This window comes from Halarchaeum rubridurum (genome assembly GCF_014647115.1).
Classification (GTDB): Archaea; Halobacteriota; Halobacteria; order Halobacteriales; family Halobacteriaceae; genus Halarchaeum; species Halarchaeum rubridurum.
The window spans coordinates 59,709-77,381 of record NZ_BMOO01000002.1 but is presented as its reverse complement, the minus strand read 5'-3'; the positions used below and the strand labels follow the sequence as shown (position 1 = coordinate 77,381).

Sequence of the window (17,673 nt, the reverse complement as noted above, 5' to 3'; positions counted from 1 at the left end):
GAGTAATAAGGATTTGCGGTGCGGGGGTGGACACCGCGGGTCGGGCGAGGGACGGAGACACCGGCGGGCGCGACGACACGCGTCACGGACGAGCGGTCGTCGCGCGTCGCGGCCGTGCGGCCCGTATCCGGGGGCTTATCCGCCGGCCGGTCGAAGCGAGCGGCGACGCGAATGGACCGGAATCACGGGGCGCGGGCGCGGGAGGTACTCGGGTTCTCGCGGTGGTGGCTCGTCGCCGCCGCCGCGGGGATGATGGCCGTCGTCGGCCCCTATCAGTACGTCTGGTCGAGCCTGCGCTCGCCGGTCGCGCGCCACCTCGGCGTCGACGCCGCGATGCTCTCGACGGTGTTCACGCTCTTCGTCGTCTTCCAGGCCGGCTCGCAGTTCCCCGTCGGCTGGTGGCGCGACAGACACGGCCCGCGCGGCATCTGCGCGCTCGCCGCGGCGCTCGCCGGCGGCGGCTACGTCGCGCTCGCGTCCGCGAGCACCGTCTGGCAGGTCTACCTCGCGTACTCGCTCGGCGCGGTCGGCGTCGGCATCGTCTACACCGTCGCCGTCAACACCGCGCTCAAGTGGTTCCCCGACCGCCGCGGCCTCACGTCCGGCGTCGGGACGATGGCGTTCGCCGCGGGGCCCGCCGCGCTCGTGCCGGTCGTCCGCGCGGTCACCGGCCCCACGGCGCCCGACGGCGCGTACGTCTCGCTCCTCCGGGCCGTCGGCCTCGGCATCTTCGTCGTCGTCCTCGCCGGCGCGTTCGTCATCCGCGACCCCCCCGAGGGGTGGCTCGACGGCGGCGACGGCGAGGCGTCGCTCCGCGAGGAGGGCCGCCAGTACACGTGGCGCGAGATGCTCCGAACCTGGCAGTTCTGGCTCATGTACGCGATGTTCGTCGCCGTCTCCGGGTCGGGGTTGATGCTCACCGAGAAGATAGTCGACTACGCGGACCACCTCGGGCTCGCCGCGGTCGTCGCCACGCTCGCCGCGACGCTCCTCCCGCTCTCCAGCGCCGTCGGCCGCCTCGTCCTCGGCGAGGCCGCCGACCGGCTCGACCCCGTACACACGATGGCGTCGTCGTTCGTCCTCTGCGGGCTCGGCCTCTTCGCCGTCGTCCACTTCGGAATCCGCGGCACGCCCGCGGTCTTCGTGACCGCCGTCGTCGTCGCCACGTTCTTCTGGAGCCCGAAGTACACGCTCTTCCCGAGCGTCGTCGCCGAGTACTACGGCACCGACCACTCCTCGGCGAACTACGCCCTCCTCTACTCCGGGAAGATTTGGGGTGGCGTCCTCGGCGGCACCGTCACCGGCGTTCTCGTCACGTCCCTCGGCTGGAACCGGACGTTCCTCCTCGGCGGCGCGCTCGCCGTCGTCGCCGGCGTCGCCGCGCTCTTTCTCCGACCGCCCGAAGACGCGACGGTGTCGGAAGACGGGCGGCCGGCCGACGCGGGGCCGTAGCCCGCCGGACGGAACGACCGTTCGAGGCGTCGCTACGCGAGGCAGTAGCGGGGAGAAGCGGGTGCGAGACGGCGGTTCGTGTGTCGTCGGTGCCTCGGGACGTCTCAGTGCGTCGTCTCGTGCGACGACGTCGGGTGTCGCCACGCCTCCAGCGTGTAGAGACCGAGCGCGCCGAGCGCGACGACCGCGGCGCCGGCGATCACGTAGAAGAGCGCCATCGACTGGACGCCGCGGAAGACGATGAGGGCGAGCGCGACGATCTCCACGAGCGCCGCGACGCCGAACAACCCGAATCCGAGCTCCTTCCTGTCCATACGAGACGGTATTACGGTAGCCCGCTTATTCGTGTCGGTCGCGCGCCGGGGGACGGGGACGCGACCCGCTCGTCGGCCGCGGCTACGCCCCGGGGTCCGCCTCCGCGCCCTCGGCGAGTCGCGCCTCCGCCCGCTCGCGGTCCTCGGGGTAGCCGACGTCGACGCGCCACCCCTCGATACCGATGGCGTCGATGGTCCGCCCCGACTCGATCAGGAGGTCGACCGCCTCGCTGAGTTCGTACTCGCCGCGATTCGAGGGCTGGACGAGGTGGCAGGCGTGGAAGATGGCGGGCGTGAAGGTGTAAAAGCCCGTCATCACGAGGTTCGAGGGCGGGTCCTCGGGCTTCTCGACGACGTCCGTGATCTCGCCGTACTGGTTCGTGTCGCAGACGCCGTACCTGCTCGCCTCCGCCCAGTCGACCGCCTCGACGAGGAAGGCGGCGTCCGCGCGGTCCTCGCGCTGTCGGCGCACGACGTCGCCGAGGTTCGCGTCGAAGACGTTGTCGCCGAGCATGAGCATGAAGTCGTCGTCGACGTGCTCCTCGACGCAGAGCAGGGCGTGCGCCAATCCCTGCTGCTCGCGCTGGTGTTCGTACGTGATCGGGACGCCGTCGAACGCGTCGCCGTAGCGCTCGATGATCCGCTCTTTCAGATAGCCGACGACGACGACGAGCTCGTCCGCGCCGAGGTCGACGAGCTGCTCGAAGCAGTGCGTCAGGAGCGGGCGGCCCGCGACCTCGACCATCCCCTTCGGTTTGTCCTCGGTCAGCGGTCGGAGCCGCGTCCCCTCGCCGGCGGCCAGTACGACGGCTTGCATCGGATGTGTCCGTCTACGCCGACGCGCCGGGATATACGTATCGGGGCGAGACGAGAGCGCGGCCCCGGCGACGTGCCGCCGACCGAATCCTCATCAGCGTCCGCGCCCACCGTCGGGTATGGACGTGAGCATCATCGGCTCGGGGTACGTCGGGACGACGGTCGCGGCGTGCTTCGCCGACCTCGGCCACGACGTCGTGAACGTCGACGTCGACGAGGCGACCGTCGAGGCGCTCAATACGGGCGACGCGCCGATTCACGAGGAGGGGCTCGCCGACCTCGTCGCGGCACACGCGGGGCCGGACGGCACCGGCCGCCTCCGCGCCACGACAGACTACGGGGCCGTGCTCGACACCGACGTCACCTTCCTCTGCCTGCCGACGCCGCAGCGCGACGACGGGAGCATCGACCGCTCCGTCGTGGAGGCGGGCGCGAAGACGCTCGGCGAGACGCTCGCCGAGAAGGACGGCTGGCACACCGTCGTCGTGAAGAGCACGGTCGTCCCGGGCACGACGGCGGAGACCATCACGCCGTTGCTCGAATCGGCCGCCGGAAAGACCGCCGGCGAGGCGTTCGGTGTGGGGATGAACCCCGAGTTCCTCCGCGAGGGGAGCGCCGTCGCGGACTTCCGCGACCCGGACAAAGTCGTCCTCGGCGCGGACGACGAGCGCGCCCGCGAGGACATGGCCGCCGTCTTCGCCCCGCTGCGCGAGCGCGCCGACGACCCGCCCGTCGTGGAGACGGACACGAAGACGGCGGAGATGGTCAAGTACGCGAACAACGGCTTCCTCGCCGCGAAGGTCTCGCTCATCAACGACATCGGGAACGTCTGCAAGGAGTTCGGCGTCGACGCCTACGAGGTCGCGGAGGCGATCGCCCTCGACGACCGCATCGGCGCGCAGTTCCTCCGCTCCGGCCTCGGGTGGGGCGGGAGTTGCTTCCCGAAGGACACCCACGCCATCACCGCCGCCGCGACGGACGCGGGGTACGACCCGGCGATGCTCGAAGCCGCGATAGCGGTGAACGACCGCCAACCCGAGCGCCTGCTCGACCTCCTCGACGAGCACGCCGACGTCACGGGCGAGCGCGTCGCCGTCCTCGGCCTCGCGTTCAAGCCCGGGACGGACGACGTCCGGAACGCCCGGGCGCTCGACGTCATCGCCGGCCTCCGCGAGCGCGACGCGGACGTCGTCGCGTACGACCCCGTCGCCACCGAGAACGCCCGCGAACACTACCCGGATGTCGAGTACGTGGACGCCGCCGCCGCCGCCCTCGACGGCGCGGTCGCCGCGCTCGTCACCACCGACTGGGACGAGTTCGCGGCCCTCGACACCGAGTTCGACGCGATGGACCGCCGCGTGGTCGTCGACGGCCGCCGTGTCGTCGAGCGCCGCGACGGCATCACCTACGAGGGACTTACCTGGTAGAAATATACTGAGTAAGTGTACTGCGCAGACATACTGAGTAGTAATACTACTCCCTTTCAGCGCGGCGGTGAGCCGGGAGCCGAATCGTCCACGAATGAAAACTAGCTATTAGAAGAACAGAAAGGTGCTATTTTCTATATTTTTGTACTCTTCCCTAATATGGCACAGAAAAAGCATACACTCCCTCAGATACCGTTTTGGAATCCGATTCTACTATCTATACCCTCTCAGTAGCATATATTCTGTCTTATGAATACTGTGGCTCCGGACCGAGCGAGGGCGTCACGGAACGACCCCGCGGTCGTCACTCCTCGATGAGTTCGACGCGGTGGCCTTCGGGGTCCGTAACCACCGCGACGCGGTCCCCGCCGTCGAGGCGCTTCGGGTGGTGGACGACCGTGGCGTCCCACTCCGCGACGGCGGCGTCGATGGTCGCGTCGAGGTCCGCGACGCCGACCGCGACGTGGTTCACGCCCCGGTTCGGGTCGTCGACCTCGACGAACTGGAGCTCGCCGCCGCCGCCACCGCCGACGCAGTAGCTCCGCTCGCCGTCGATTTCGAACTCGCGGGTCTTGTCGAGGCCCAACACGTCCTCGTAGAAGGCGCTCGTCGTCTCGACGTCGGCGACGTCCAAGGCGACGTGGTGTACGCGCATACGTGAGGAGGGACGCGCGGAGAGAAGAACGCTTCGCCGCCGCGTTCGGGCCGTTATTCCAGCCCGTACTTGACGGACTTCGCCTGCGTGTAGTAGTCGAGCGTCTCGACGGAAAGTTCGCGGCCGATACCGGACTGCTTGTACCCGCCGTAGGGGAGGCCGGGCGACATCTCGTGCCAGGTGTTCACCCAGATGTAGCCGGCCTCGATGTCGCGGGCCGTCCGGTCGGCGAGTTCGAGGTCGTTCGTGATGACGCCACCCGCGAGGCCGTAGTCGACGTCGTTCGCGAGTTCCATCATCTCGTCGTAGTCGTCCCAGCGGAAGACTTCGAGGACCGGGCCGAAGATTTCCTCCTGGACGGCCTCGTGGTCGTGGTCGAGTCCCTCGACGAGCGTCGGCGTCACGAAACAACCGCCGGCGAGCGCCTCGTCGTCGGGCGCGTCGCCGCCCGCGAGGAAGGTCGCACCGCCCTCCTTCGCGCTCTCCAGGTAGCGCATCGTCCGCTCGACCTGCTCCTGGGAGACCTTCGGGCCGACGTCCGTCTCCTCCTTGAGGGGGTCCCCGACGGTCATCCCCTCGGCGGCACCAATCAGTCCCTCCAGAATCGGCTCGGCGACGTCCTCGTGGACGAAGAGCCGCGAACCGGCCTCACAGCACTCGCCGGTGTTGGCGAAGATGGCCATGGCGATGACGCCGACGGCCTCCTCGGGGTCGGCGTCCGCGTGGACGACGATGGGGCTCTTCCCGCCGAGTTCGAGCGTGACGTCCGTGACGTTCTCCGCGGCGTTGCGCATTATCTGTTTGCCGACGGCCGTCGAGCCCGTGAACGCGAGCTTGCGGACGCCCTCGTGGCGCGAGAGGGGGTCACCGGCCTCCTCGCCGTAGCCCGTGACGACGTTCACGACGCCGTCCGGGACGACGTCGTCGACGATTTCGAGGAAGCGGAGGACGGAGAGCGGCGTCTGCTCGGCGGGCTTGAGCACGGAGCAGTTGCCGGCGGCGAGCGCGGGCGCGAGCTTCCACGACGCCATCGCCAGCGGGAAGTTCCACGGGATTATCTGGCCGACGACGCCGTACGGCTCGCGGATCACCTCGCCGTGGACGCCGGGTTCGTCGCGGGTGTGGCCGCTCCGGGAGTTCGTCGCGCCCGCGAAGAAGCGGAACTGCTCGGCGACGCCCTCCACGTCGATGCGCGCCTCCATGAGCGTCTTGCCGTTGTCGAGTGTTTCGAGCGTCGCCAGCTCCTCCTGGTGCTCCTCGACGCGGTCCGCTATCTCCGTGAGAATCGCCTGTCGCTCGGCGCGGCTCGTCTCGGACCACTCCTCGTCGTAGGCGTCCCGCGCGGCCTCGACGGCGCGGTCGACGTCCGCCTCGCCGCCGCGCGCGACCGACGCGAGCACCTCGCCGGTCGTCGGGTTCAGCGTGTCGAACGTCTCGCCGCTCGCGGCGTCCTGCCACTCGCCGCCGATGTACAACTGCGTGTGCTCGGGGACGACGTCGTCCGCCGCCTCGCGGTGTCGCGAGCGGATCGACTCGGCCGTCTCCGCGCCGTCGTCGCTGGTAGTGGACATCACCCCGATTGTCGGTATCACACACAATAATAGTGAGGTATTGCGGCGAGGACGGCCCCCTCGATGCACCCCGATAGCCGGCGCTACTTGAAACATGGCGAACGTTCATTATTGATTAGTCCGTGACCTGAATTGACATGGCAGACGGATACGATTACGTCATCGTCGGAGCCGGCTCCGCGGGCTGCGTGCTGGCGAATCGGCTGAGCGAGTCGGGCAAAAACGAAGTGCTGCTCCTGGAAGCGGGCGAGCCCGACGAGAAGGAGGAGATACACGACCCCACGTCGTTCCCGCTCCTCATGCGCTCCGAGGTGGACTGGGACTACTCGACCGTCCCGCAATCCGGCCTCGGGGGGCGCGAGGAGTACTGGCCGCGCGGGAAGACCCTCGGCGGGTCGAGCGCCATCAACGCGATGATGTACGTCCGCGGGAACCCCGCCGACTACGACCGCTGGGCCGAGCTCGGCAACGACGGCTGGGGGTACGACGAGATGCGCACCTACTTCAAGCGCATGGAGGACTGGGAGGGCGGCGCGTCCGAACACCACGGCGAGGGCGGCCCGCTCCGCGTCGAGCAGGAACACCCCTACGGCGACGTGACGAACGCGCTCATCGACGCCGCCGTCGAGGTCGGCTTCGAGCGCAACGAGGACGTCAACGCCGGCCGGCAGTCCGGGATGGGGCCCCTCCCGCTCACCGTGAAGGACGGCGAACGACAGAGCACCGCCACCGCGTACCTCCACCCCGCCCTCAACCGCGACAACCTCAGCGCCGCGACCGGCGCGCAGGTGACGCGCGTCACCTTCGACGGCGACACCGCGACCGGCGTCGAGTACGTCCAGGACGGCACGAAGCGCAGCGTCGAGGCCGGCGAAGTCGTCATCTCCGCGGGCGCCATCGACTCCCCGAAGCTCCTCATGCTCTCCGGGGTCGGCCCCGCGGAGCACCTCGACGAGCACGACATCGACGTCCGCCACGACCTCCCGGGGGTCGGGCAGAACCTCCAGGACCACCTCGTCGCCTCCTCGGCCTACGAGTGCACGCAAGACCCCGAAATCGAACCCGGCGAGGTGCTCTGTCAGGTCACGGGCTTCGAGCGCAGCGACCCCAACCTCGACGTTCCCGACCTCCAGTACTTCCTCGCGCGCGTCTACTTCATGAACCACGGCTTCGACAACCCCGCGGAGGGCAACGGGATGACGCCGAGCACGACGCTCCTCCACCCGGAGAGCCGCGGGGAGATCGCGCTCGCCTCCGACGACCCCTTCGAGGACCCCCGTATCGACCCGAACTACCTCGACGCCGAGGCGGACATGGAGCGCCTCGTCCACGGCGTGAAACGCACCCGCGAGATCGCCAACGCGAGCGCGCTCGACGGCATGCGCGGCGAGGAGGTCTGGCCCGAAGGCGAAGCCGAGACGGACGAGGCCATCCGCGAGCACGTTCGGGACACCGTCCAGACGATCTACCACCCCGTCGGGACGTGCAAGATGGGCGACGACGACATGGCCGTCGTCGACGACGACCTCCGCGTCCACGGCCTGAACGACCTCCGGGTCGTCGACGCCTCGGTCATGCCCCGCATCACGACCGGGAACACGAACGCGCCCACCATCGCCATCGCCGAGAAGGCCTCCGACCTCATCCGCGCGGACGCCTGAGACGGACGGCGACGCGCGACGAATCACTTTTTTCCAGGGAAACGGACACGAGCGCGCGACGCTCGAAGCGCACGAGGAGCGTGACCGCGGGGACGGCGGGAGCGCCGGTCGAGGAAGAGCGAGACGGCGTCGGAAGAACAGTGAGACGACGTGGGGGTGCGGCGTTACTCGCCCTCGATGGTGATGCGCGGGTCGATTATCGTGTACGCGATGTCCACGATGAAGTTCCCGATGACGATCCACGCCGCGATGAGCAGGAACATGAACTGGATGACCGGCGTGTCACGGGCGAACACGGACGTCAACAGCAGCTGCCCGATGCCCGGCCAGTTGAAGACGATTTCGATGAGCACGAGGCCGCTGATCGACGTCGCCGTCACGGCGGGGAGGACGGTGACGACGGGCAGCGAGGCGTGCTTCATGATGTGGCGGAAGCGCCGCCACTTGCCGAGGCCGAGGAGGCGCTGGTAGGTGGCGAACTCCTGGTTGCGGACCTCGACGACGCTCCCGCGCATCACGAGCGTCGGGTAGTACATGTACTTGATGACGACCGTGAGGAACGGGAGCGTGTAGTGGTACCAGAAGTCCGTGGTGAGGTAGAGCCCCCACCCGGAGGTGCTGGTCAGCGTGTCGATGGTGGCGATGCTCCCGGAGGGGAACCACCCGAGCCACGCCGAGAAGACGGTGAGGAGCAGGATGCCGATGAAGAAGTCCGGCGTCGTGCCGACGACGTTCGGCGGGATGATGCCGTACCGCTCGAGGAACGAGTTCGGCCGGCTCCCCATCAGGGCCCCGTAGAGCGACCCGAGGACGAACGCGACGAGCACGCCCGGGAGCGCGACGATGAGCGAGTTGCGCAGCGCCGGCAGGACGACCTCGAGGACCGGTTTGTTGAACTGCCGCGACATCCCGGCGTTCCCCTGGAGCATGTTGCCGAGCCACTTGAAGTACTGGACGTACAGCGGCTGGTCGAGCCCCCACATCTGGCGGACCTTCGCCACCTGCTCCGGCGAGGCGCCCTGCTGGAGCAGTAGCGTCGCGTAGTCGCCCGGCATGAACCGGAAGGCGAAGAACAGGAACGTGGCGATGGCGAAGATGAGCAGGACCGACACCACCGTCCGGCGCGCGTAGTAGTAGAGTTGGCTCATCGTTCACCCCCGTCGGTCGCGGCCGTCGGAGCGGTCTCGCCGCCGGAGCCGTGTTCGTAGTGGAGGTGGCAGGCCGCCCGGTGGCCGTCGCCGACGTCCGCCTGCCGGGGCATCTGGTCGCAGACGTCCATCCGGTCCGGACACCGGTCCCGGAAGCGACAGCCCGTCCCGAGGTCGCTCGCGTCGCCGGGCGTCCCGGGGAGCTCCGCCCACTCGCGCTCGTGGTGCGGGTCGGGGACCGGAATCGCCTGCAGGAGCGAGCGCGTGTAGGGGTGTTTGGGGTCGTCGAGGAGGTCCATCGTCGCCGCGCTCTCCACGAGCCGCCCGAGGTACATGACGTTCACCCGGTCGCAGACGTACGAGACGGTCGAGAGGTCGTGCGAGATGTAGAGCATCGAGACGCCGTACTCGTCGGTCAGCTCGTTCAGCATGTCGAGGACCGACGCCTGCGTCGAGACGTCGAGCATCGACACCGGCTCGTCGGCGAGGATGACGTCGGGTTCGAGGATCAGCGCGCGCGCGATGGAGACGCGCTGTTTCTCGCCGCCCGAGAGCTGCGACTCGTTGCGGTCGATGTACTCCTCGGCGGGCGTCAGCCGGACCTGTTCGAGCACGTCGAGCACGCGCTCCTCGCTGCGCTCCATGTCGTGGATGCGCAGCGGCTCCATCAGCGTCTCCCGGACGGAGAAGTGCGGATTGAGGGTGTTGAACGGGTCCTGGAGGATTATCTGGACGCGACGCCTGTACTCCTTCCAGTCGGACTTGTCGAACTCGGAGACGGGCGTGCCGTCGAAGACGATTTCGCCGTCCGTCGGCTCGTACTTGCCCATGACCGTCTGGAGGAGCGTGCTCTTGCCACAGCCGCTCTCGCCGATGACGCCCTGTATCTGGTTCTCCTTCAGGTCGAGGTCGACGCCGTCGACGGCGCGCACGGCGTCCTGCTCGCCGCCGAAGATGCTCGCGCGAATCGTGTCGATCACGTTCGTCGACTGGCTGAAGTGCTTGTTGAGCCCGCGGAGCTCGAGGATCGACTCGTCGCTCCCGCGGTCCGCGTCGGCGTCCGCGCCGACCGGCTCGCCGTCGCCGTCGTCGATGTCGTCGAGGTCGCGCGCCGCGAGCTCCGCCACCTCGTCGCTGCGGACGCAGGCGGAGGCGTGTTCGGCGTCGCCGGGGACGGCCTCCGTCGGCGGCGCGCGCTCGCGGCACTCGGGTTCGGCCCACGGACAGCGGTCCGCGAACGTGCAGTAGTCCACCTCGCTCTCGAGCGCCGGCGGCGTCCCGTCGATACCCTCCAGTTTTCGGTTCGGGTAGCGGATGTCCGGGAAGGCCCGCTGCAAGAGGAGCGTGTAGGGGTGGTGGGGGTCGTCGAAGAGCGCCGTCGTGTCGCCGCGCTCCGCGACCTGCCCGCCGTGCATCACCGCCATCGAGTCGCACATCTCGAAGACGACCGCGATGTCGTGCGTGATGAAGAGGAGGCTGAAGTCCCGGATTTCTCGCAGCTCGTCGAGGTGCTTGAGGAACTGGTCCTGCATTATCACGTCGAGCGCCGTCGTCGGCTCGTCCGCGATAATCATGGAGGGGTCGAGGAGGAGGGAGAAGGCGATTATCGCGCGCTGTTTCATCCCGCCGGAGAACTGGTGGGGGTAGTCGTGGACGCGCGACGCCGGGAGGCCGACGACGCCGAAGAGCTCCTCCAGTTTCTCGACGGCCGTCTCGTCCGACCAGTCCGTGTGGGCCTCCGCGACCTCGATGGCCTGCTCGCTGATGCGCGAGAGGGGGTTGAGGCTGTTCATCGCCGACTGGGGGATGACGGCGATCTCCTTCCAGCGGATTTTCTCGTTGTACTCCTTCTCCGAGTAGTCCTGAATCTCCTCGCCGCGGTACGTCACGGTGCCGCCGGTGATGTCGCCGTTCTGGTCGAGGGAGTTGGTGACCGCGCCGGCGAGCGTGCTCTTCCCACAGCCGCTCTCGCCGACGAGGCCGTAGTACTCGTTCGCGTCGATGGAGACGGAGGCGTCCGTGACGGCCTGGAGGTCGCCGGAACTCGTACGGTACGTGATGTCGAGGTCGTCGATTTCGAGTAGGGGTTCCATGGTGTCGATCAGAACTCCGAGACGTTGGTTTCGTGCACGCGCTCGTAGCCGCGCCCGAGCATGAAGATGCACAGGACGGTGAGGGAGATGGCGAACCCGGAGGTGAGCGACCACCACCAGGCGTCCGCCATGTAGCCCGAGTTGTACGCGTTCCGCAGCATGAGCCCCCACGAGGGCAGCGCCAGATCGGCGAACCCGAGGAACGACAGCGAGGCGCTGATGATGATGGTGAGCCCCGTCCCGAGCGCGAAGAACAGGACGATCATCCCGCCGAGGTTCGGGAGGATGTGGCGCGTGATGACGTATCGGTCGCTCGCGCCGAGCATCTGGGCGGCCCGGACGTGTTCGCGCTCGCGGATTTGGAGGACCTGCGAGCGGAAGACGCGGGCGTTGTTCCGCCACAGCAGACAGCCGATGACGAGAATCGTGCTCCACGTGCCGACGCCGAAGTACGCCGCGAGCACGATGGCCGTCGGGATGAGCGGGATGCCGAAGACGAAGTCGGTCAGGCGCATGAGGGCGTTGTCGACGCGGCCGCCGTAGTAGCCGGCGGAGACGCCGATGGTGACGCCGATGAGGACGACGAGGAACCCGCCGAGGAGCCCGGTGAACAGCGTCGGTCGCGCGCCGATCAACAGCCTGCTGAACACGTCCTGTCCACGCGCCGTGGTCCCGAGGAGGTGTTGTCCGGAGGGCGGGGCGAGCTTGAGAATCTCCCCGCTGCTGGTGATGAACACCTTATCAGGCGGGTAGGGGGCGATCATCGGGCCGAAGACGGCCGCCAGGAGGACGAGGACGAACCCCGCGAGGAACGCGACGGTGAGTCGATCCGAGAGGTAGAGCCTCAGCGACGCGCTGAGGTTCCGAAACAGGTAGTGGTCCCGGAGCCGCTCGGGGCGGAGCGCACCGAGCAGGCCGGAGTCGGTCGACCCGCTCGAATCGTTAATCTGCATGAACCCTCATGAGACCTTCATCATTGTTACGTCACTATAATACTTTCCACTATCCGGACCGTATCGCCGATGAACCGCGGTCGTCGGGCGGCGAACGCGCCCCGAGTGACGGTCGTCAGGCCTCCTCGACGAGGAGCTCTAGCTCCCGGCGGAGCGCCTCGCGGCCCGGGTTCCCGACGAAGCGCGACGCGACGGTGTCGCCGGCGCAGAAGAGGACGGTCGGGGCCGCGCCAACCTCGTAGCCGTCGCGGAGTTCGTCGACGTTGTCCGGTCCGTAGACGGCACCGAGTCCGACCGCGTCGGGAACTACGCCCTCGTCCCGGAGCGCGTCGAGGTCCGCGCGCACCGCGTCACACGGCTCGCAGTCCTCCCGCCAGCAGTAGACGACGGCGGCCGCGTGCGCGTCGAGGAACCGCCCTATCTCGTCGCCGTCGAGCGACACGAACCCGTCCGGGACGTGCGGGTCGGTGCCGTCGAGACCGTCGCGCGCGAGCGAACGCGCGACGTGCAGACTCGTGAGTGGGTCGACGCTCTCACACGTCTCGTGGACGGCGACGGCGTCCGCGAGGGTGCGCTCGTCGACGCCATCGGGCTCGACGTCGCCGTCCGCGGTGTACGTCTCCCGGAGTGCCGCGATGGCGTCGTCGTCGCGCGCGGCGAGCGCCGCGCGTTCACGTTCGCGGGCCGCCGCGAACGCGTCGCTCAGTCGTACCTCCTCGTCCGATTCCTCGAAGAGCCCCTCGTCGCGGAGCCGCTCGTAGAGGGCCGCGGGGTCGGTATGAGCACTCATACCGCAGTAATGACGATGATCGAATAAACATCTTTCCCGGCCGCCCATCGCGGTCCGACGCGGGCCGACGCCGACCGGGACCGGTGGGCGGGGGCCGAATCAGGCCGCGCTCACTCGCAGATGTCGGGGACGCAGGGGAAGGCGTCGGGCTGCTCGCAGGGGGTCGAACCCTCCGGCCAGCGCGGCGTGAGGTCCTTCTCCGGCGGGTAATGCAGCCGACCGTTGCCGTCCCAGCCCCAGCCCGCGTCGCGCAGCACCTGCTTCGCCGCCTCCGGGTTCGGCTGCGGCGAGTCGGCGATTTCGGTCAGCACGCCGTCGTCGTCCGGCCGCCACGGGTGGTTCTTCCCCGCGAACGACGAGTGGAGTTCGGGGGTACCCGACCCGCCGTTGAAGTACGCGTTCAGCCGGGCGCGGTTGAGCGTCTGTGAGACGGCGAGGCGGAACTCCCGGAACATCGACGGCGCGAACGAGTGTTGCGCCCGCAGCTCGTAGGACACGAACGTGTCCGACGTCACCACCGTCGCCTTGTCCCCGAGGGCGTTCTGTATCTGTTCGTTCGTGTCGTTGGTGCTGTTGAGGAGGATGTTGAGGCTGCCGGATTCGAGGGCCCGGCGGGCGCTCTGCCGGTCGGAGTAGCCCCGGAAGATGAGGTCGCCGTTGACGTCGAGGTAGTGGTCCTCGTAGGGCTCCATGGCGAGAATCTGGCGGGTCTGGAAGTCCCGGACCTGGTAGGGGCCCGAGCCGATTATCTCGTCGAACTCGACGTTCATCGGGTCCTCCTCGGCACCCGCCGCCTGCCAGACGTCCTTCGGCAGGATGCCCGACCAGATCGGGACGAACGCCGACAGCCACGACGGCGCCGACCGCGACATCTCGACGCGGAGGGTCGTGTCGTCGACGGCGGTAATCGTGTCGTAGGGGTATTCGCTGATGACGGCGAAGGTGTCGGCGTTGTCGTTGAGGAACTCCAGCGTCCACTTGGCGTCCTCGGCGGTGAGCGGACTGCCGTCGTGGAAGGTCATGCCCTCGCGGAGGTCGAAGGTGAACGTCTGGTAGCTGTCCTCGACGGTCCAATCCTGGGCCGCGCCCGCCGCGAGCTCGTAGTTCTTGTCGCGGTAGAGGAGGGGCATGTAGACCGTCCCCACCCACGGCGTCGAAGGCCGATTGTTCATGTAGACGACGTTCGGGATGTTCCCCGGCGTCACGTTCGACTTCATCGCGTCCGCGCCGTTGATGGGTTCGGTGTTCCAGAGGAACTCCGGGTTCCGGTCGACCGGCCCCGCGCGCCCGATGTCGCGCGCGTTCAACTGGTCGTTCCGGTAGATGGACGACCCCGTGTTCGTACAGAGCGTGGTTGGCGTGACCTCCTCGGAGGCGGTCGAGAGGGCGTCCGTGACGTACTCCCGGCGCTGCTCCGTCGAGGACGCGGTGCGCTGTTCGTCGAGGAGTTCGGAGAACTCGCAGTTCGCGTAGTTGATGACGTTCGGGCCGCCGTTCGCGCCCGCGTTCGTGATGTGGTAGGAGTAGAGGAGGTTGTCCGGGTCGAGGTTGCTCGGGAACTGCGGGGAGAGGTCCACGTGGAAGCTGAACGTTCGGGAGTCGCTGTACGCCTCGTTCCACAGCGTCGTCAGCTCCTTGATGGTCACCTCCGCCGGGACGCCGAGCACCTCGTCGATCTGCTTGGCGACGTGTTGGTTCGCCTGCTCGATGGAGGACGCCCCCGCGACGCCGCCCAGCGACGCCACCGTCAGCGCCGGCACTCGCTCGCCCAGGTCCTCGCTACTCGACCCGCCGCCACCGCCGCCACCGTTGCAGCCGGCGAGGCCCGCCGCCCCCGCTGCGCCCAGCGCGCCCAAGTACGTTCGTCGGTCCATCCCGTCGCGTTCCGATGAATCATCAGCCATGGTTGAATCTGTCTCGTGTGACGTCGACTCCGCGACCCGACGCGCTCGTCGGGCGGCCGGAGCCATGACGGCCATCCACACACAATCGCTCATCATCGAACATAATAAATATACCGACAATCGCCGGTTCGTCGCCCTCGGCCGCCGAGCGACCCGTTCGTGAGCGAATCGGGTCGCGTCACTCCCGGATGTCGGGGGGAACGCGGAGCGGTGAGCGGTTCCTCCGGGACGAGACCGTCGGCTCGGTGGGGCGTGAGACGTCGGAAAGCGGTGTTTGGAGAGGGGAGGCCGACGTACCACCATCGGACATCGAGGCGGAGCGGGAGAAGAGAAGGAGACGCGTTAGGCGCGGACTTCGATGAGGTCCGTCTTGTACTCGGACGGCGGGAGGTCCTCGACGTCGACGATGGTCGGGTCGACGCGGACCTTGAGCTGTCCGCGGACCTCGGAGACGACGTCCTCGATTATCGCGTCGTCGGCGCGGTCGGTGCCGGCCTCGCGCGCGATCTCGATCTCGATGGGGTCCTCGAAGTGGACCTTGTCGGCGTCGGGCGTGAGCACGCGAATGCGCGGGGCCGCGCCCTCGACCTCGGAGACGACGTCGCGGACCGCGGACGGGAAGACGTTCATGCCCTTGTAGATGAGCATGTCGTCGGCGCGGCCGATACACTGCATCTTCGGCGCGGTGCGCCCGCAAGCGCACTCGGTGCCGGTCACCTTCGCGTAGTCGCCGGAGCGGAAGCGGACGAGCGGCGTCGCCTCGCGCCGGAGGTGCGTGTAGACGAGTTCGCCCTCCGCGCCGTCCTCGAACGGCCTCGCCTCGCCCGTCTCCGGATCGATGAGCTCGACGTGGACGTGTCCCTGCGCGTGGAAGTGCATCCCGTCCTCCTCCTCGCACTCCGCCCACATGCAACCGAGGATGTCGCCGAGGCCCATCCCCTCGCGGACGAGCGAGGCGTCCCACGTGTCGTAGAACTCCTGACGGATTTCGGGGTTGGCGATGCCGGGGCCGGCGCCGCCGATGACCTTGTGCATCGAGAGGTCCTCGGGAGCGACGCCGCAGACGTCCTCCGCGTTCTCGCCGAGATAGCGGATGTGCGACGTCGTCGTCCAGAGGACGTCCGCGTTGATGTCCTTGCCGACGGAGAGGAGGCGTTCGGTGCTCTCCCCGCCCGCGGGCACGACGTTCGCGCCGAGTTTCGTCAGGGACTCGAAGTAGGGCGTCCCGCCGGTGACCATCGTCTGGCCGGCACCGAAGAGGACGGTGTCCTCGGGGCGGACGCCGGCGGTGTAGAACGCCCGGGTCTGGACCTCGTTCCAGTCGCGCCGGTCCTGCGCGGTGAGCCCGAAGTACGTCGGTTTCCCGGTCGTCCCAGAGGAGGAAATCGTGCGGTTGAGCGCGGACTTCGGTGCCGTCTGGTGCTTCCCGAGCGGTTTCGCGGCCGTCTGGACCTCCTGGCAGTCCCGCTCGTCCTGCTTCGTCATGAAGGGGAGCTCGCGCAGGTCCTCAAAGGAGGTGACGTCGCCGGGGTCGACACCCCACTCGTCGAACCTGCGTCGGTAGTAGTCCGAGTGTTCGACGAGGTAGTCGAACTGTTTCGGCAGGAGACGTTCGTGCTCGGCGAGCACGTCGTCCCACGGTTGGACCTCTATCTCGTCATAGACGTCAGCCATGTTGCGACGACTCACAGTCTACCATGATTAACCTATCGGTTACTCCGATCCGCGTACCCCATCACGTGGTCAAACGACCGATGGCGGGCGAGAGCGGCGCGATACGGTGTCCGGTCGACCCCCTCGTGTGTGCGCGTGTCGGTTTGCTGCCCGAGACGCCGCGGCGACCGACCGATTTGACCACCACAAACGTTTATGATGTTTGGGTGGCTCCAGAACGGTATGAGCGAGAACACGGGTGGACGGAAGATTCAGTCCGTCGACCGGACGTGCGACATCCTGCAGGAGCTCGGCGAACGGGGCGCGAGCACCGTCTCGGAGCTCGCGGCGGGGACGGACCTCTCGCCGGGGACGGTCCACACGCACCTCTCGACGCTCGCGTCGAACGGCTTCGTCCAACAGGTCGACGGCGAGTACAAACTTGGAATGGAGTTCGTCCCGTTCGGCGAGTGGGTGCGGCGACAGAGCCCGCTCTACCGGGCGGCGAAGACCGAGGTCGACGACCTCGCGCACGAGTACGACGCCGTCGCTCACCTCGTCACGGAGTACCGCGGGAAGACCCTCACCCTCTACGAGATGTCCGGCGAGGAGGCGGTCGGCAAGGAGGTCCACACGGCCAAACGCGGCCGTCCGCAGACGCACATCCACTGTACGGCCGGCGGGAAGGCGATTCTCGCTCACCTCCCCGAGGAGCGAACGCGGGAGATCGTCGAGCGACACGGGCTCCCCGCGTACACGAGCCACACGGTCACGGACGAGGAGGCGCTCTACGAGGAGCTCGCGGAGATTCGGGAGCAGGAGTACGCCATCAACCACGAGGAGGTCGTACACGGGAACCGCGCGATCGGCGCGCCGGTCCTCGACGACGACGGGACGGTCCTCGGGTCGGTTAGCATGTCCGGCCCGGCGAGCAAGTGGCGCGAGGAGCGCTTTCAGGACGAACTCGCGGACGCGGTCGTGCGCGCGGCGAACAGCGTGGAGATAAACATCCACACCGCCGACCGACACGACTGATTCGGCGTCGTCAAAGGTAGTGGGCCGGCGACCCAATTCTACAGACAGCGATATTAGTGTAAAACGAGGGGGCTGATACCGCGTTCCGCGCTCGGTCTCGGCGGCGCGTACGACGCAGTATCCTCGGGACTATGTCACACACCCGGCCAGAACAGCCAAATAGGGGTTTCGGCAGTTTGGTTTGACCATCCCAAAAGTCCG

The 17,673-nt window shown here is 68.0% G+C and carries 14 protein-coding genes; 4 read left to right on the top strand and 10 right to left on the bottom strand.

Annotation, left to right across the window (positions count from 1 at the left end):
- Positions 1–171 precede the first annotated feature (171 nt).
- Positions 172–1,452 carry an MFS transporter gene (locus tag IEX84_RS03910; RefSeq protein WP_188870043.1) on the top strand — a complete coding sequence of 427 codons (1,281 nt, stop codon included), beginning with the start codon at positions 172–174 and terminating at the stop codon, positions 1,450–1,452.
- A 104-nt stretch (positions 1,453–1,556) separates the two neighbouring features.
- Here the strand turns inward: IEX84_RS03910 and IEX84_RS03905 are convergent, their stop codons facing one another.
- Entirely contained in the window at positions 1,557–1,766 is a 210-nt protein-coding gene (locus IEX84_RS03905; protein WP_188870041.1) for a hypothetical protein, read from the bottom strand.
- An 82-nt stretch (positions 1,767–1,848) separates the two neighbouring features.
- Positions 1,849–2,583, bottom strand: a complete 735-nt coding sequence (gene aglF / locus IEX84_RS03900) for a UTP--glucose-1-phosphate uridylyltransferase AglF (RefSeq protein ID WP_188870039.1) — start codon at positions 2,581–2,583, stop codon at positions 1,849–1,851.
- A gap of 118 nt (positions 2,584–2,701) precedes the next feature.
- Between aglF and aglM the strand changes: the two genes are divergently transcribed.
- Positions 2,702–4,009 (top strand): UDP-glucose 6-dehydrogenase AglM, encoded by a 1,308-nt coding sequence (aglM, locus tag IEX84_RS03895; RefSeq protein WP_188870037.1) that lies wholly within the window; start codon positions 2,702–2,704, stop codon positions 4,007–4,009.
- Positions 4,010–4,313: 304 nt separating this feature from the next.
- Here the strand turns inward: aglM and IEX84_RS03890 are convergent, their stop codons facing one another.
- Both IEX84_RS03890 and IEX84_RS03885 read right to left on the bottom strand, forming a co-directional pair.
- The gene (locus IEX84_RS03890) at positions 4,314–4,664 is read right to left on the bottom strand and encodes a VOC family protein (protein WP_188870035.1); all 351 of its coding nucleotides are present in this window, start codon (positions 4,662–4,664) and stop codon (positions 4,314–4,316) included.
- Positions 4,665–4,717: 53 nt separating this feature from the next.
- Positions 4,718–6,235, bottom strand: coding sequence for an aldehyde dehydrogenase family protein (locus IEX84_RS03885; protein WP_188870033.1), 1,518 nt, complete (start codon positions 6,233–6,235; stop codon positions 4,718–4,720).
- Positions 6,236–6,372: 137 nt separating this feature from the next.
- On the opposite strand from IEX84_RS03885, the gene IEX84_RS03880 reads away from it, so the two are divergent.
- Positions 6,373–7,896, top strand: coding sequence for a GMC family oxidoreductase (locus IEX84_RS03880; protein ID WP_188870031.1), 1,524 nt, complete (start codon positions 6,373–6,375; stop codon positions 7,894–7,896).
- A gap of 164 nt (positions 7,897–8,060) precedes the next feature.
- Here the strand turns inward: IEX84_RS03880 and IEX84_RS03875 are convergent, their stop codons facing one another.
- From IEX84_RS03875 to IEX84_RS03850, 6 genes are all read right to left on the bottom strand, one after another.
- The gene (locus tag IEX84_RS03875; protein ID WP_188870029.1) at positions 8,061–9,044 is read right to left on the bottom strand and encodes an ABC transporter permease; all 984 of its coding nucleotides are present in this window, start codon (positions 9,042–9,044) and stop codon (positions 8,061–8,063) included.
- Positions 9,041–11,137 carry a dipeptide ABC transporter ATP-binding protein gene (locus IEX84_RS03870; protein WP_188870026.1) on the bottom strand — a complete coding sequence of 699 codons (2,097 nt, stop codon included), beginning with the start codon at positions 11,135–11,137 and terminating at the stop codon, positions 9,041–9,043. Before IEX84_RS03870 ends, IEX84_RS03875 begins: the two co-directional genes overlap by 4 nt.
- A gap of 8 nt (positions 11,138–11,145) precedes the next feature.
- Positions 11,146–12,090 carry an ABC transporter permease gene (locus IEX84_RS03865; RefSeq protein WP_188870024.1) on the bottom strand — a complete coding sequence of 315 codons (945 nt, stop codon included), beginning with the start codon at positions 12,088–12,090 and terminating at the stop codon, positions 11,146–11,148.
- Between the two features lie 115 nt (positions 12,091–12,205).
- Positions 12,206–12,880: a YbbN family protein gene (locus IEX84_RS03860; protein WP_188870022.1), complete on the bottom strand. Its 675-nt coding sequence runs from the start codon at positions 12,878–12,880 to the stop codon at positions 12,206–12,208.
- Positions 12,881–12,990: 110 nt separating this feature from the next.
- Positions 12,991–14,784 (bottom strand): ABC transporter substrate-binding protein, encoded by a 1,794-nt coding sequence (locus IEX84_RS03855; protein ID WP_188870020.1) that lies wholly within the window; start codon positions 14,782–14,784, stop codon positions 12,991–12,993.
- A gap of 342 nt (positions 14,785–15,126) precedes the next feature.
- The gene (locus IEX84_RS03850) at positions 15,127–16,458 is read right to left on the bottom strand and encodes a phenylacetate--CoA ligase family protein (RefSeq protein ID WP_188870018.1); all 1,332 of its coding nucleotides are present in this window, start codon (positions 16,456–16,458) and stop codon (positions 15,127–15,129) included.
- Between the two features lie 222 nt (positions 16,459–16,680).
- Here IEX84_RS03850 and IEX84_RS03845 point away from each other — a divergent pair, with 222 nt between their 5' ends.
- Positions 16,681–17,472, top strand: coding sequence for an IclR family transcriptional regulator (locus tag IEX84_RS03845; protein WP_188870016.1), 792 nt, complete (start codon positions 16,681–16,683; stop codon positions 17,470–17,472).
- Positions 17,473–17,673 lie beyond the last annotated feature (201 nt).

Coding starts and splice junctions, on each gene's coding strand:
- IEX84_RS03910 (WP_188870043.1), top strand. CDS start 172: ATGGACCGGAATCACGGGGCGCGGGCGCGGGAGGTACTCGGGTTCTCG.
- IEX84_RS03905 (WP_188870041.1), bottom strand. CDS start 1,766: ATGGACAGGAAGGAGCTCGGATTCGGGTTGTTCGGCGTCGCGGCGCTC.
- aglF (WP_188870039.1), bottom strand. CDS start 2,583: ATGCAAGCCGTCGTACTGGCCGCCGGCGAGGGGACGCGGCTCCGACCG.
- aglM (WP_188870037.1), top strand. CDS start 2,702: ATGGACGTGAGCATCATCGGCTCGGGGTACGTCGGGACGACGGTCGCG.
- IEX84_RS03890 (WP_188870035.1), bottom strand. CDS start 4,664: ATGCGCGTACACCACGTCGCCTTGGACGTCGCCGACGTCGAGACGACG.
- IEX84_RS03885 (WP_188870033.1), bottom strand. CDS start 6,235: ATGTCCACTACCAGCGACGACGGCGCGGAGACGGCCGAGTCGATCCGC.
- IEX84_RS03880 (WP_188870031.1), top strand. CDS start 6,373: ATGGCAGACGGATACGATTACGTCATCGTCGGAGCCGGCTCCGCGGGC.
- IEX84_RS03875 (WP_188870029.1), bottom strand. CDS start 9,044: ATGAGCCAACTCTACTACTACGCGCGCCGGACGGTGGTGTCGGTCCTG.
- IEX84_RS03870 (WP_188870026.1), bottom strand. CDS start 11,137: ATGGAACCCCTACTCGAAATCGACGACCTCGACATCACGTACCGTACG.
- IEX84_RS03865 (WP_188870024.1), bottom strand. CDS start 12,090: ATGCAGATTAACGATTCGAGCGGGTCGACCGACTCCGGCCTGCTCGGT.
- IEX84_RS03860 (WP_188870022.1), bottom strand. CDS start 12,880: ATGAGTGCTCATACCGACCCCGCGGCCCTCTACGAGCGGCTCCGCGAC.
- IEX84_RS03855 (WP_188870020.1), bottom strand. CDS start 14,784: ATGGCTGATGATTCATCGGAACGCGACGGGATGGACCGACGAACGTAC.
- IEX84_RS03850 (WP_188870018.1), bottom strand. CDS start 16,458: ATGGCTGACGTCTATGACGAGATAGAGGTCCAACCGTGGGACGACGTG.
- IEX84_RS03845 (WP_188870016.1), top strand. CDS start 16,681: ATGAGCGAGAACACGGGTGGACGGAAGATTCAGTCCGTCGACCGGACG.